This is a genomic window from Anaerocolumna xylanovorans DSM 12503, from assembly GCF_900143645.1.
GTDB classification, from domain to species: domain Bacteria; phylum Bacillota; class Clostridia; order Lachnospirales; family Lachnospiraceae; genus Anaerocolumna; species Anaerocolumna xylanovorans.
In genome coordinates this window covers 111,227-125,700 of sequence record NZ_FRFD01000004.1, presented here as the reverse complement: position 1 = coordinate 125,700, position 14,474 = coordinate 111,227, and the positions used below count along the sequence as shown (strand labels likewise).

Annotated in this window: 9 protein-coding genes; 8 read left to right on the top strand and 1 reads right to left on the bottom strand. The window is 40.4% G+C overall.

Annotation, left to right across the window (positions count from 1 at the left end; all coding sequences use genetic code 11):
- Positions 1-237: 237 nt before the first annotated feature.
- Positions 238-1,503, top strand: a complete 1,266-nt coding sequence (locus BUF11_RS06740; protein ID WP_073588084.1) for an FAD-dependent oxidoreductase — start codon at positions 238-240, stop codon at positions 1,501-1,503.
- Positions 1,504-1,563: 60 nt separating this feature from the next.
- Complete coding sequence (locus BUF11_RS06735) at positions 1,564-2,931, top strand: hypothetical protein (protein WP_073588083.1); 1,368 nt, start codon at positions 1,564-1,566, stop codon at positions 2,929-2,931.
- Between the two features lie 114 nt (positions 2,932-3,045).
- Here the strand turns inward: BUF11_RS06735 and BUF11_RS06730 are convergent, their stop codons facing one another.
- Positions 3,046-4,680, bottom strand: coding sequence for an ABC-F family ATP-binding cassette domain-containing protein (locus BUF11_RS06730; protein WP_073588082.1), 1,635 nt, complete (start codon positions 4,678-4,680; stop codon positions 3,046-3,048).
- A 489-nt stretch (positions 4,681-5,169) separates the two neighbouring features.
- Here BUF11_RS06730 and BUF11_RS06720 point away from each other — a divergent pair, with 489 nt between their 5' ends.
- The 6 genes from BUF11_RS06720 to BUF11_RS06695 all read left to right on the top strand — a co-directional run bounded on the left by BUF11_RS06720 (position 5,170) and on the right by BUF11_RS06695 (position 14,462).
- Positions 5,170-6,075 (top strand): ABC transporter ATP-binding protein, encoded by a 906-nt coding sequence (locus BUF11_RS06720; protein ID WP_073588080.1) that lies wholly within the window; start codon positions 5,170-5,172, stop codon positions 6,073-6,075.
- Positions 6,075-7,289 (top strand): ABC transporter permease subunit, encoded by a 1,215-nt coding sequence (locus BUF11_RS06715; protein ID WP_073588079.1) that lies wholly within the window; start codon positions 6,075-6,077, stop codon positions 7,287-7,289. Before BUF11_RS06720 ends, BUF11_RS06715 begins: the two co-directional genes overlap by 1 nt.
- Positions 7,290-7,662: 373 nt before the next feature.
- Complete coding sequence (locus BUF11_RS06710) at positions 7,663-8,769, top strand: ArsR/SmtB family transcription factor (RefSeq protein WP_073588078.1); 1,107 nt, start codon at positions 7,663-7,665, stop codon at positions 8,767-8,769.
- A gap of 14 nt (positions 8,770-8,783) precedes the next feature.
- A complete protein-coding gene (locus tag BUF11_RS06705) occupies positions 8,784-10,607 on the top strand; it encodes an ABC transporter ATP-binding protein (RefSeq protein ID WP_084558523.1) in 1,824 nt (607 codons plus the stop codon).
- Between the two features lies 1 nt (position 10,608).
- A complete protein-coding gene (locus BUF11_RS06700) occupies positions 10,609-12,393 on the top strand; it encodes an ABC transporter ATP-binding protein (protein ID WP_242952346.1) in 1,785 nt (594 codons plus the stop codon).
- A 215-nt stretch (positions 12,394-12,608) separates the two neighbouring features.
- Positions 12,609-14,462 (top strand): alpha-amylase family glycosyl hydrolase, encoded by a 1,854-nt coding sequence (locus BUF11_RS06695; protein ID WP_073588077.1) that lies wholly within the window; start codon positions 12,609-12,611, stop codon positions 14,460-14,462.
- The last annotated feature ends 12 nt before the right edge of the window (positions 14,463-14,474 follow it).

Sequence of the window (14,474 nt, the reverse complement as noted above, 5' to 3'; positions counted from 1 at the left end):
AATAAATAGAATTACAAATTCTTTTCAAAGCAAAGAAGCAATTGAAATACATTGCTGTCTTTGCTTTTTTATTTTAAGTACATGTTAAAAATGCAAAGGATAGAAAATACTACGAAAGAGAAAATAATATAATTTTGTAAAATTTTTATTAGGATGCAGACAATAAAAAAATCACCACAATGAGAAAGACATGAAAAAAGATAACCATCAAGCAGAAAAGAAAGGCAGGAAGAACAGATGAAGATAATAATCACTGGCGGCGGCTGGGCCGGATGTTCCGCAGCATATGCGGCAAGAATACAGGGAGCAGAAGTTGTTTTGTTAGAGAGAACGGATTCTCTTTTGGGAACCGGACTCGTAGGCGGTATCATGAGAAACAACGGAAGATTTACCGCAACGGAAGAAATGATAGCCATGGGCGGAGGAGAAATTTTCCGCATTATTGATAAAACCTGCCGTCATACCAATATCAGCTTTCCGGGGCATGAACATGCAAGCCTTTATGATATTGCCAAGACGCCCACGGCTGTTGCCAATTACCTGAAAGAAATCGGGGTTTTAGTAAAGCTTCAGGAGAGAGTCATAAAAGCACAGGCAGAAGATGGGGTTATTAAAAGTGTTGAGACCTCAAAGGGAACTGTTTACGAAGGGGATGCCTTTATTGATACTACCGGTACGGCAGGCCCCATGCATAATTGCAGTAAATACGGTAATGGGTGTGCAATGTGTGTTTTAAGATGCCCGAGTTTTGGCGGAAGGGTAAGTCTTGCAGGACTTTGCGGAGTCCATGAAATAACCGGACAGAAGGCAAATGGCACCAAGGGAGCCATGAGCGGTTCCTGCAAGCTGTATAAGGAATCACTTGCACCTGAAATTGTAGATACTCTAAACCAGAAAGGAGTTGCAGTAATACCGTTACCGGAAGAGTTCATTGAAAACCATTTAAGCGTGAAAGCCTGTCAGCAATATGCATTAAAAGAATTTGCAGAAAATATTATCCTGCTTGATACAGGCCACGCCAAGCTTATGACACCTTTTTACCCTCTGGAGAAGCTGCGCAGAATACCCGGTTTTGAAAATGCCCGTTATGAAGATCCTTATTCCGGAGGAAAGGGCAATTCCATGAGATATTTCAATATGTCACCCAGAACAAATGACCTTAAGGTTGACGGTATGAAAAATCTTTTTTGTGCAGGAGAGAAAGCAGGACTTTTGGTGGGACATACAGAAGCCATCGTTACCGGAGTCCTGGCAGGGTACAACAGTACCAGATTCTTAAAAGAGAAGCCTTTATTGATTTTATCCAGAAAAACAGCAATCGGAGAAGCGATAGCTTATGTTGGGGAAGAGATGCAGACCGAGGAGGGACTTGGAAAGAAATATACATTTTCAGGCTCGGTTTTCTTTGACCATATGAAAAAGCTTGACTTGTATAGGACGGATATTAATGAGATCAGAGAAAATGTTGAAAAGGAAGGACTGCTTAATATTTTTGCATCCTAACCCCTATGTATATCGCAAGCTTACTTGCGAAACTGCCCAAATAGAAAGAGAGGGAATCCTATGACTTTAACATCCTTGCACATTGCGTATATCATCATTACCATCCTCATTCTGGTGGTACTCCTTTTTAAAAAGGAGATTGTTATTCCCTGTATCGCCGGAACTTTGATTATTGGCTTTATCTATTCCGGAAGCATCATTAAATCCATCCAGGTCCTAAACAACGCACTTGTCAATTCCTTTATTGAACTCCTAAGTATTATTATTGTTATTGCTCTGGTCGTATCCATGTCCAAGGCTATGACACACCTGGGGGCTGACGAAGTGATGATGCATCCGGTAAGAAAGATTATCAAGAACAACAAAACAGCATTCTGGATTATCGGTTTTACCATGCTGATTGTATCCTGGTTAATCTGGCCTTCACCGGCAGTAGCCTTAATCGGAGCACTTTTACTTCCCGTTGCAGGTGAGGTTGGACTTCCCGTTATATGGGCAGCGGTGGCAATGAACATCTTCGGTCATGGTATTGGACTTTCCTCCGACTTTGTAATCCAGGGGGCACCTTCCATTACCGCCAAAGCAGCTGGAATCAGTGTAAATGAAGCGATTAGAGCAAGTATACCTCTATGGATTACCATGTCCGTTGTGACAGCAGGAGTTGCTTTCTTTATGATGCTTCGTGACTTAAAGCTCAATAAGGCTGCCACGGCAGATGAGAAGAAAGAATTTGCGGCAAGGGAAATAGAAAAGCCAAAGCTTGCCAGATTTGTTGCAGTCCTTATGCCGGCCTGTTTTATCGGAGATATTGTTGTAATGATAATCTTTAAAATCAACGGCGGAGACGCTACGGCGCTGGTAGCCGGAACTGCCATCATCCTTAACTGTGTCATCACAATTTTGGACAAGGGTATCGGAGAGGCACTGGAAGCTGTTACAGACCATATCAAAGAAGGATTTAAGTTTTCTATGAAAATATTTGCACCGGTTGTAGTCATAGCAGCCTTCTTCTTTATCGGAAGCGAAAGTTTTGCGCAAAAGGTATTAGGACCCGATGCTACCGGACTTTTAAATGATATCGGACTTTTTATCTCCGCTCATATACCATTGTCCAAATTCTCCATTGTTCTTACGGAAACAGCCGTTGGCGTTATTACCGGACTGGACGGCTCGGGCTTTTCCGGACTTCCTCTGGCAGGTTCCATTGCACAGACCTTTGCTGCATCCGGTTCCATCAATGTTGCTCCTTTAGCTGAACTGGGACAGATTATTACTGTATGGGTAGGCGGCGGAACCATTATCCCCTGGGGTGTAATTCCCGTAGCTGCAATCTGCGGCGTTGATGCAAAGGACCTGGCAAGAAAGAATTTAATTCCTGTTCTGTGCGGCTTTGCAGCGACCATTGTTGTAGCACTCTTCTTGGTTTGATCTACATAAGATAAATTCAGTAAGAAAATGAGGGCGCTTAAGAGAAAAACTCTTAAGCGCCCTCATTTCATTCCAATAAGTGTATGGGTTGTTTGATTTATCAAAAGGATTTTCTTAATTATTGTCATCCTCGCGGTCAATCTGCATAATCTGTCTCTTTCTTGCGAATTCGTCGTTATCCAGATATTCGTCATAGCTTGTAACCTTATCAATCAGTCCGTTGGGAGTAAGCTCCATAATACGGTTAGCAACAGTCTGTACAAACTGGTGATCCTGGGAAGTAAAGAGAATTACACCATTGAATTTCATAAGGCCGTTATTAAGTGCTGTAATGGACTCCATATCAAGGTGGTTGGTAGGCTCATCCATAATAAGTACGTTGGAACCAAGAATCATCATCTTGGAGAGCATAACTCTTACTCTTTCACCACCGGAGAGAACATTTACCTTCTTTATACCTTCTTCGCCGGCAAAGAGCATTCTTCCTAAGAATCCTCTGACATAGGTAACCTCCTTTTCCGGAGAGTAGGGCATAAGCCAGTCAACAATGGTATCCTCGGAGGCAAAATGCTTTGTGTTATCCTTCGGGAAATAAGATTGGCTGGTAGTAATTCCCCACTTATAGCTTCCTTCGTCGGGTTCTATTTCACCGGAAAGAATACGGAACAGTGTGGTAGTTGCCTGGGTGTTGGGGCCTACAAAGGCTGCCTTGTCATCATGGTTAATGGTAAAGGATATATTATCAAGGATCTTAACACCATCTATGGTCTTTGACAGATTGGTTACGGTCAATACTTCATTGCCGATTTCACGGTTCGGCCTGAAATCAATATAAGGATATTTTCTGCTGGAGGGACGGATGTCATCCAGCTCGATTTTTTCCAGTGCCTTTTTACGGGAGGTAGCCTGCTTGGATTTAGAAGCATTGGCGCTGAAACGCTGGATAAAATCCTGCAATTCCTTAATCTTTTCTTCCTTCTTTTTATTGGCTTCCTTCATCTGCTTTACCATTAACTGGCTGGACTCATACCAGAAGTCATAGTTACCGGCATAAAGCTGAATCTTGGCATAATCGATATCTGCCGTATGGGTGCAGACCTTATTTAAGAAGTAACGGTCATGGGATACCACGATGACAGTGTTTTCAAAATTAATCAGGAATTCCTCCAGCCATCTTATAGCTTCCATATCAAGGTGGTTGGTAGGCTCATCGAGAAGAAGGATATCCGGATTTCCGAATAAAGCCTGTGCGAGGAGCACCTTTACCTTCTGGTTACCGTTTAATTCGCTCATCATCTTATAGTGCAGGTCGGTCTCAATACCAAGTCCGTTAAGGAGGGTAGCGGCATCGGATTCTGCTTCCCAGCCGTTTAGGGTAGCGAATTCACCCTCTAACTCACTGGCTCTGATTCCGTCTTCCTCGGAGAAATCTTCTTTGGCATAGATGGCATCCTTTTCCTTCATGATGTCATAAAGTCTTTGGTTTCCCATAATAACGGTGTTTAGAACATCATACTGGTCATATTTAAAGTGGTCCTGCTGTAAGAAGGAAAGTCTCTGTCCGGGTGTAATGATGACATCACCCTTGGTAGGCTCCAACTGACCGGAGAGAATTTTAAGAAAAGTAGATTTACCGGCACCGTTAGCACCGATTAAACCGTAGCAGTTTCCTTCTGTGAATTTAATATTTACATCTTCAAATAAGGCTCTTTTGCCAAGTCTTAAGGTAATATTACTAGCCTGTATCATTTTAACTCCTTTCGTGAATATCAGATCTTTGATTTGATATTCCTGAATACGTAGTTGAAAAAACAGCAATTTTGTTTTTTCAACCTAACTCCTTTCGTGAATATCCAATCTTTGATTGGATATCCGTTAATTCGTAAATACATCAATAGATACCATATATCTTATGGTACCACCACAAATCTAAGTTGAAGGAAGGGGCATGTGGCAGCCTTTCTTTGCATCGTATTTTCCTTCAGCTGTTATTTCGAACATTATGAAATCACATACATTTCTATTTTATCGTATATTCTCCAATTTGCAAGCATTTTCTTGCAGAATTCTGCAGTGGATACGGAAAAAATGAATGGAAATGGATTGGTACACTTTACCTTAAAAAAATTGTAAGATTCTTTTGCTTGAATAAATTCCTGTTTATGGATAGAATTATAAGGTAAATATTGTTAAACGCATTGTCTTTGATACTTTAAAAGTTTCAGGAAAGAGGTAGTTTTGGAAACAGTATTAAAAGTAGAAAACCTATATAAAAATATTGGAAAACGTCCTATTATTAAAGGAATATCCTTTTCGGTAAAAGAAGGGGAGATATTCGGATTTCTGGGGCCGAATGGTTCCGGTAAAACAACCACCATAAAGATGATGGTGGATTTAATCAAGATGGATGCCGGAAATATCAGTATTATGGGGTATAACATCAAAGAGAAAAGAGAAAGAGCCTTAGAATATGTGGGAGCAGTGGTAGAATCACCGGAGCTTTACAGTTATTTATCGGGATATGAAAATCTTGCCCAGATTGCACGTATCAGAGGGATACCCAAGAAGAAAATTGAAGAAGCTGTAGAGCTTGTCGGTCTTACAGGACGTATTCATGATAAGATGAAGAAATACTCTCTGGGCATGAAGCAGAGGCTGGGGCTTGCAGCAGCCCTGCTGCCGGATCCTAAACTTCTTATTTTGGACGAGCCTACCAACGGTCTTGATCCTAACGGAATCATTGAACTTAGGAATATTCTAAAGAGACTTGCCAGAGAGTATGGGATGGCAGTGTTCGTATCCTCTCATATTCTCGGAGAGATTCAGCAGCTTTGCGATACGGTTGCCTTTATCGAAAATGGTGTTATTACATCCATTGAAAGTATGACTGCCGTTCACGAGACTTACATTTATGTATTGGAGACTGCCAAATCCGAAGAAACCTATAAGCGGTTAATCAGTATTGAAGGAATAGGAAATATCCATGAAGCAGATAACGGGTATACCCTGGAACTAAAAGACAGGAAAGCCAGTGAAGTATTAAGAGATATCATAAATGCCGGAATTGAAGCGGAGACCTTCTCAAGACACTTAAAGGAACTGGAAGAGCGCTATATGGAATTAATCAAAGGGGGTATCCGGTAATGCTTTTAGGATTGTTAAAAAATGAGTTTATTAAATTGTTTGCCAAAAAAAAGACTTATATTATCTGGGGATTATTTATTCTGCTTTGCGTTATGCTTGTAATTGTGAGTGAATCATCTGAAAGAAATTATCTCAAATACAGCAGCCCAAAGGCACAGGTGGAGAATCTTACGAATGAGCTTGCAAATCAGGAAACATATCTTAAGAGTATCCAGAACGATGCCAGCCTTTCAGAGGAAGATAAGAAGGTAAATGAAGAGCAGGCCGGAATCTATATAGAAAGCTTAAAAGAGCAGCTTGAGAGCGCAAAAGCTTCCCTTGAAAACAGCACTAAGATGGACTGGAAAGGGGAACTGGAAGCAAGGATTAAGGAGCAGCAAAAGACGGTGGATTCCATCAGTGACACAGATGCCAGGAAGGACCAGACCAGGGAGTTGGAGCGACTTAAACTGCATCTTGCCAATAATGTGCCTCTTGATGCCGAGAATTATAATACAGGCATCAACTATTATGTCCTAAATGTCATAATGATTGCCGCAAGTTTTCTGGCAATCGGGCTAACCTTGTTTAACGGAGACAATGTATCCAATGAATATAATCCCGGAACCTTAAAATTCCTTTTAGTACAGCCGGTTTCCAGAATCAAAGTGCTGCTTAGCAAATACATTGTTATGGTGTTAAGCTCCACCGCACTGATTATGGTAACACAGCTGCTGTTCTTCCTTGGAGTAGGTGTGATAAAAGGTTTTGGAAACTTTAACCGGCCATATCTGGTCGGACTCAAATACGAATATGCCTATCAGAATGGACAGAAATATATCACAGAGGTCTCCGGCAGCGGACATTATATATTCCTCTGGCAGTATTTACTGGAAGCACTTGCCTTACAATTGCTATTCTTAATCGTTATTGTGACCTTTGTCCTGCTGATATCCACCATATCCAAATCCAGCGTAGTCACCATGACTGTGTTAATCTGTGCTATACTGGGAGGTAACATTGTATATAATCTGTCGACTACTTACCGTAAGATTTCACCTTTCATCTTTTTGCATTACTCTAATATAGAAGATATTATAACCGGGCGAATCGTAATGAGAACGGGTTCGTTCCTGTTTACCTGGCAGACGGTGGCAGGTATGTCGGCTTTAACCGCATTTCTTTTTCTGGGTATATCGCTTTGGGTCTTTAAAAAGAGGGATATTCAGATATAAGGAAATAACCTTAATAAAATATATTTCTGCAAAGCTGCTGTATATGGGAATTGACCGTATACAGCAGCTTTTATAATTTACAGGGATTTTTTGATTTCCTGTAAATCATAAAACGCTCCGCATACGCGAAAGTATAATAATAGATATATGTCTAATATAAAATAAAAAGTATTTAAAGATTTTAGAGCAATATTTGAAATAATACAAATTGATGATAAATTTAAATGATATATAGTATCAAAAGGTAATATTTATTTGCTGAAAAACATTTATATTAGATATTGGTTAAATATTATATAAGATAATTATCAAATAATATTGACAAACATATTAGATTTGTGCTAAATTAATAAAAACATGTAGGAGGCGGATTATGGAAATCGGTGCATATAAAGTTTATACAGAACCAAATTGGGAATATGAACTTGTAACATGTATATTGGAGAAGGATGGGAAAAGAGAAGAAGACTCCGTCAAAGCAAGAAAGTTCCTGATGAGCCAGAAGGAAATCGAAAAATTTTTGGAAAATATCAAGGAATACAAGGAAAATGTACTCAAAAAAATCTTACCGCTGCTTGAGGACTATCCGGATATTAAGCCTTATTTTGTTAATAGCTCCATTGAAGATGACAGCAGAGCACGTCACATACTGGTGTCTCTTGCCAGCAGGAGAGAGCTTTCAAAAGAGCATGCATCAGATGAAATTGACAGCATAATGCTGGATATGTTTGAAAACTGGGCGAAATCAATCAATGATACCGGGCAAAAAGAAGAAAAGTTTAAAGATCTGACGGATATAATAACCTTTTTAAGAGGGGTAGAGGAAGATGATAGTACGAAGCTTCGCTTAATTATGCTATTTACCGAACGCCACACAGTTTTACCAAGAATACAGGAATTTGTAAAGAAGGGTGTCGAGGTATTAAAGGAATATTACCATATTATACAGGAGGACTTTGACAGCGCAGTTGTTACCCTTAAGGATAAAAAGAATATGGAAGACTGTCTGGATAAACTGGAGGTTCTTAAGTTAGGGGACGTAGACGGTATGACGGTGCAGCCTTGTATTGTCGCTTATAACCAGCTTTCTATTGATTGGTTTGATGAAGATAATAGAGATATTATGGCAGATACCGGTATCTATATGTTTTTACCGGAGGCAATGACAAATGATTTTTCAGGGAACGATGCCAGGATAGTAAGCGCATTAAAGGCTTTGGGTGATGCTACAAGGCTTAAGATTATCCATATGCTTTCCGGAAAGAAGATGTATATTCAGGAAATCGCAGATGATTTAAGCCTGACACCTGCTACCGTATCCCATCATATGAATATTCTTCTGCAGGAAAGGCTGATTAGCATAACAGTGGATACCACAAGGTCGAAAAAGATTTTCTATGAAATCAATGCCTCGAAAATGAAGGAACTGGGAGAGGTCATTAAACTTCTTGGAACATTGGCGGAAGGAAATCAGGAGTAGGGGGAAAGATTGCGATGGAAAAAGAATTAAAATATCCTGTTGGGCGGACATTAAAGAAGATGTTAGACTATGTTACAGCTGCAGATAAGAAAATCTATCTATTTTTTGTTATATTTACTGTTACCGGAGGAATCTACCCGTTTCTGGCAGTTTTACTGCCAAAGTACCTGTTAAACGAGATTACAAAGGCCGGAGGAGAGGTAAGCGGTATTCTTGGGATTGTACTGATCTTTTTAGCTCTTATGATACTATTTGGCTTCACACGCACCTTTATAAGGTCTCTGGCTTATCCGAGAATAACTTATCTTAGACTTTCCTATCTGGGAAAAACCTTTGATAAACTGGTAAGCATTGACTATAAGTATATGGAGGATGCTAATTTCCTGGAAGACAACAGCAGAGCCTTAGATTCCACCAATTCGGATGACAACGGTGTGGAGGGTGTTTACACGAAATTATTTGATGCGGGACCCATTGCTTTTACTGCACTTGGATTGATACTCTTTATCGGAAAATTAAATATTTGGATTCTTCTTGGTCTTCTTCTTAATGTCACAGTCGGAATCTGGGTCAAGAGAAGTGCCTCTAAGTATAATTATAAGAGAAAACAAAATGTTGCCCATGCCGAGAGGAGAATGAAATACTATTACAATACCACCCATGATTTTGGATTTGGAAAGGATATCAGGCTTTACCGTTTTTATGACAGAATAAATAAAAATTATGATAAGGAAATAAAGGGATATGTAAAGGTACAAAAAAGTATCAAGAACAGAGAATATTTTCTTGGGTTTGTTGAAGTCCTGTCCTTTTTTATCAGCAATGCCCTTACCTATGCAATCCTGGTCTATAAGACAGTAAATGGAATGTCCATTGCGGATTTTTCTATGTATATTATGGCAGTTACTACCCTGACCGTAATGCTTGGTACACTGGCGGATCAGTTCAGTTTTATCTTAAATGAAGGCCAGTATGTATACGATTATTTTAATTTTATTGATGCAGATATGGGAGATAAGGAGTACAAGGAAAAAACAGAGAATGCGAAGAAGCTTAAAAAAGATGAAACCCTTGAAATCGTATTTGACAATGTAAGCTTTTGTTATCCCGGTACGGATAAATATATCTTTAAGAATCTGAATTTTACCATCCATAAAGGAGAAAAGCTGGCAATTGTCGGAATCAACGGGGCAGGAAAAAGTACTCTGGTAAAGCTTATGACAGGATTGTTTGCCGTGACCGAAGGAGAGATACGGATTAACGGCATACCTATTTCAGAATTTAACAAGAAGGAACTCTATGCCATGTTCTCGGCGGTATTTCAGGAAATTAATGTTTTAGCATATACCCTGAAAGAAAATGTTGCCTGTTCTTCCATTGCCATTGATGAAGAAAAGGTGGTAAAAGCTCTTGAAAAGGCAGGGCTGAAAGGGAAGTTAAAATCCCTTCCAAAGGGCACTAACCAGACCATGCTTAAGGTAATTGAAGAAGACGGTGTGGAATTTTCCGGCGGAGAAAGCCAGAAGCTGGCTATAGCAAGGGCTCTTTATAAGGATGCCAGAATGGTTATCATGGATGAGCCGACAGCTGCCCTGGATGCTCTGGCAGAAGCAGAAATTTACGAAAGTTTCAGCGATCTGGTGTCGGGAAAAACGGCAGTTTATATTTCCCACAGGCTTGCCAGCACCAAGTTCTGTGACCGTATAGCCTTCTTTGACGGTGACGGGCTAAAGGAATATGGAAGCCATGAGGAATTGATGGAAGCAAAGGGTGCCTATTATAATATGTTTATGGTACAAGGCAAATATTACAATGAGGAGGTGGCTGTCAGTGAATAATATGAAGACTCTTAAGAAGTTCATAAGCTTAAGTTTTCACATATCTCCTGCCTACTTTTTTCTGCTGATATTTCAGTCAATGATGGAAACCGGGCAGGTACTGGTAAATGTTATTCTGCCTAAATATCTGGTTGATGAGCTGGTAGGAGGCAGAAACAGGGATAATCTGATTCGGTTTGGCCTATATATTGTCCTTTCCAATGTGGCCTTTCTGTTCTTAAATAAAACCATGAAGCGGATTATGGATGTGCGTAACATCTATATGAAGGAAAAGCTAAACCAGGCTATGGCTGATAAAATCATGAAGGTGGAATTTGCCTGCTTAGAAGACCCTTATTATCTTGATTTAAAGGAAAGAGCGGTATTTGCCTGCCGGACGATGAGTGCACTTGAGAATCTGATTGGCAGTGTGGCAAAAGTTCTCAATAATACAGTAACCATTCTAAGCTTACTGGTGGTTATGTTTACCTTAAGTCCAATTTTTGTATTGCTCTTAGTATTGACCATATCCATTTCCGTTGTAGCACAAAAGTTTTTCTCCAAGTACCAGCTTGAGATTTATAAGGAGTTAATTCCTATTAACAGAAGATACGGATATTACGTTAGTCTTGGTTTTGATGCGAAATATCAGAAAGACATAAGGCTATACAACATGAATCAGATGTTAACAGACAGAGTGCTATACTATAACCGTCAAATTTATGACTGGTTCAAGGGCTTTATAAGAAAGCAGGGAGTATTTCAGGGATTTGTGGGTATTATCAATGACCTTCAGGCAGCAATTGCCTACGGATATGTCGGCATCCGTGTAATATCCGACAAAATGGGAGGAAGAATAGGAATCGGTTCCTTTACCATGTATGTAACGGCAGCCATCAATTTTACAACCTCCGCCACGGATTTGGGCAAAAATATCATGACAGTTATTCAGATGCTTGGCTATCTCCAGCCCTTTATGGAATTTATGTCTCTGCCGGATGAAGCCAAAAAAGAAGGTTCCATCCCCTTTGAAGGCGAAGTGGAAAGCCTGTGCTTTGAGAATGTGACCTTCCATTATCCAAAGTCAGAGCAGTTAGTACTTAAAGGTATCTCCTTTGAGATAAAGAAGGGAGAAAAAATCTCTGTTGTGGGTTTAAACGGAGCCGGAAAGTCCACCATTGTAAAGCTTTTATGCAGACTCTATAAGCCTGCCTCCGGTACCATCTATATCAACGGAAGAGATATCTATGAATATGAATTTACCAGCTATATGAAATGCCTGGCAGCAGTCTTCCAGGATTACAAGCTCTTTGCCTTCTCTGTTCTTGAAAATATCAGAGGCGGGGAAGAAGAGGAGGAGAATGAAATTAACCGGGAAAGAGTTGCAAGCCTGTTAGGTCAGGTAGGGTTAAAAGAAAAGATGGAAGAACTTCCGAAGGGAATGGACACTCTCTTTGGAAAGCAATATGATCCGGGCGGTATCGAGATGTCCGGCGGACAGAGCCAGAAGGTAGCAATTGCCAGAGCCTTATATAAGGAAGCATCCCTTATTATACTGGATGAGCCCACCAGCGCACTGGATCCTCTTGCAGAGGCGGAAATCTACGAGCATTTTAACCAGCTGGTTGGAGATAAGACAGCTATCTATATTTCGCACCGGATGTCCAGCAGTGTGTTCTGTGATAAGATACTGGTATTGGACGGTGGTCTCATAACGGACTTTGACAGCCATAAGAAATTAATGGAGAAAGAAGAGGGTATGTATTATAAGCTCTTTCAGTCACAGGCAGTCAACTATCAGATATAAAACCGAAAGTGTATACAATTGGGATTAGCTTGATTCATACCGGATAAAATGTTATAATTAATACCAAATAAATGGAAATGCACTGTGGGATAAGAGTATTGGTTTGATGCCTTAAGGATATACTGTATAGAACGACAAAATGGGTGCATGCAGTTGCATATGGCTGTAAGACAGAAATAGAAGGCTGACGTGGCTTTTAGACAAGGAAGGTATGGATGAAGAGCAATAAAGAAGGAACAGTTACGAAAGGATCAGCAGAACAGCTGGGAATTACGCTGTCAAAAGAGGGAATTACTTTTTCCCTTTTTTTATCTGCTGAAAAGGAATGCAGACTGAATTTGTACAATAGAACTTCTGTAAGACAGCTTATTTCACTCCGTCTGACCGAGGATGTAAAAACCGGAAATATATTTTCGGTTTTTATTAAGTACAAGCAGCTAAAAAAGTACTTTGAAGAACAGGAAGACCTGTTAAAAAATCTGGGGTATCTTTATGAAACAAGGCAGGGAGAATTCCTTGATCCCTGTGCCGCTCTGGTCTATGGAAGGGAAGAGTTCGGAAGGAGAAAGGAAGGCAAGCTTCTTGGAGGAATTGGCGGTGAGGTCTATGATTGGGAAGAGGACAGACCTCTTAGGAGGCCTTACAATGAAACCATACTCTATAAGCTTCATGTAAGAGGCTTTACAAAAGATGTCTCCTCGAAAGTGCAGTATCCGGGAACTTTCCTTGGTATAACAGAAAAGATCCCTTACCTGAAGGAACTCGGAATTAATTGTTTGCTGTTAATGCCCGCTTATGATTTTGAAGAGTCGATGAAGGAAGAGGGGATTACCGATCGAATTAATTATTGGGGGTATTCCCGCACTAATGCCTATTTTGCCCCAAAGACATCCTACGCCGCCATAAAGGAAAGACCGGATAAGGAATTGAAGGATATGGTGAAGGCGCTGCACCAAAATGGTATTGAAGTTATCATGGAGATAAATTTTACAGCCGGTACGAATACCATGCTTGCCCTGGAGTGCCTGCGTTACTGGGTAAAAGACTATCATATTGACGGCTTTAAATTATCCAATGAAAATGTGCCCGTATCGGTTCTTGCCTCTGATCCGGTACTGGGCGGCACCAAAATTCTCTCGGAAGGCTGGGACTATAAAACAGCACCGGAGAAGAATAAGGTTTTTCAAAATTACGGTGAATGTAACGATAACTACAGCAATACCTGTAAACGGTTTCTTCGGGGGGATGAGGAGCAGGCGGGGGAATTTGCAAAGCAATTTACCCTTCTTTGTGCGGATTGGGGCAGTATTAAATACATTACCAACCATGACGGCTTCACTTTGTGGGATTTGGTTTCCTATGATAAGAAACATAATGAAGTAAATGGGGAAAATGGCAGGGACGGACAAGGTTATAACTATAGCTGGAACTGCGGAAGAGAAGGCAGAACAGGAAAAAAGGCCGTTCTGGAATTAAGGAAAAGACAGGTACGGAATGCCTTTACCATATTACTGCTTAGTCAGGGAACGCCATTGATTCTTTCCGGGGATGAGTTCTTAAACAGCCAGGAGGGAAATAATAATCCCTACTGCCAGGACAATAAAATATCCTGGCTTAACTGGGATAATCTTTTAAAGGAAGAAGAAACCTTTAATTGGGTGAAGTCTCTTATACAGATAAGAAAAGAACATCCGGTTTTTTGCAGAAAAGAACCCTTTCGCCACATGGATTATATCTACTGCGGTATGCCGGACATCTCTTTTCACGGAACCAATCCCTGGTATACGGAATATGACCATTACAGCAGGCAGCTTGGGGTAATGCTTTGCGGGGCCTATGTAAGTAAGGACCGGACAAGCTTTGATGAAAGCTTCTACATTGCCTTTAACTTTCATTGGGAGAATCATGAATTTCATTTGCCGGATGCTCTTTCCGGTGAAGAATGGAGTCTATTCTTGTCTACCGTAGATGATGGTTATATGGAAGACGAGAAGGAAAAAGATACGAAAGCGAAGTCATTTCTGCTTCCGGCAAGGTCCATCAGGGTCTATAAGAGTAAAAAGGTATAAGAGAAGGGCAGT

Bases quoted from the DNA above. Each gene is read 5' to 3' on its own strand.
- BUF11_RS06740 (WP_073588084.1), top strand. From the start codon at position 238: ATGAAGATAATAATCACTGGCGGCGGCTGGGCCGGATGTTCCGCAGCA.
- BUF11_RS06735 (WP_073588083.1), top strand. From the start codon at position 1,564: ATGACTTTAACATCCTTGCACATTGCGTATATCATCATTACCATCCTC.
- BUF11_RS06730 (WP_073588082.1), bottom strand. From the start codon at position 4,680: ATGATACAGGCTAGTAATATTACCTTAAGACTTGGCAAAAGAGCCTTA.
- BUF11_RS06715 (WP_073588079.1), top strand. From the start codon at position 6,075: ATGCTTTTAGGATTGTTAAAAAATGAGTTTATTAAATTGTTTGCCAAA.
- BUF11_RS06710 (WP_073588078.1), top strand. From the start codon at position 7,663: ATGGAAATCGGTGCATATAAAGTTTATACAGAACCAAATTGGGAATAT.
- BUF11_RS06705 (WP_084558523.1), top strand. From the start codon at position 8,784: ATGGAAAAAGAATTAAAATATCCTGTTGGGCGGACATTAAAGAAGATG.
- BUF11_RS06700 (WP_242952346.1), top strand. From the start codon at position 10,609: ATGAAGACTCTTAAGAAGTTCATAAGCTTAAGTTTTCACATATCTCCT.
- BUF11_RS06695 (WP_073588077.1), top strand. From the start codon at position 12,609: ATGAAGAGCAATAAAGAAGGAACAGTTACGAAAGGATCAGCAGAACAG.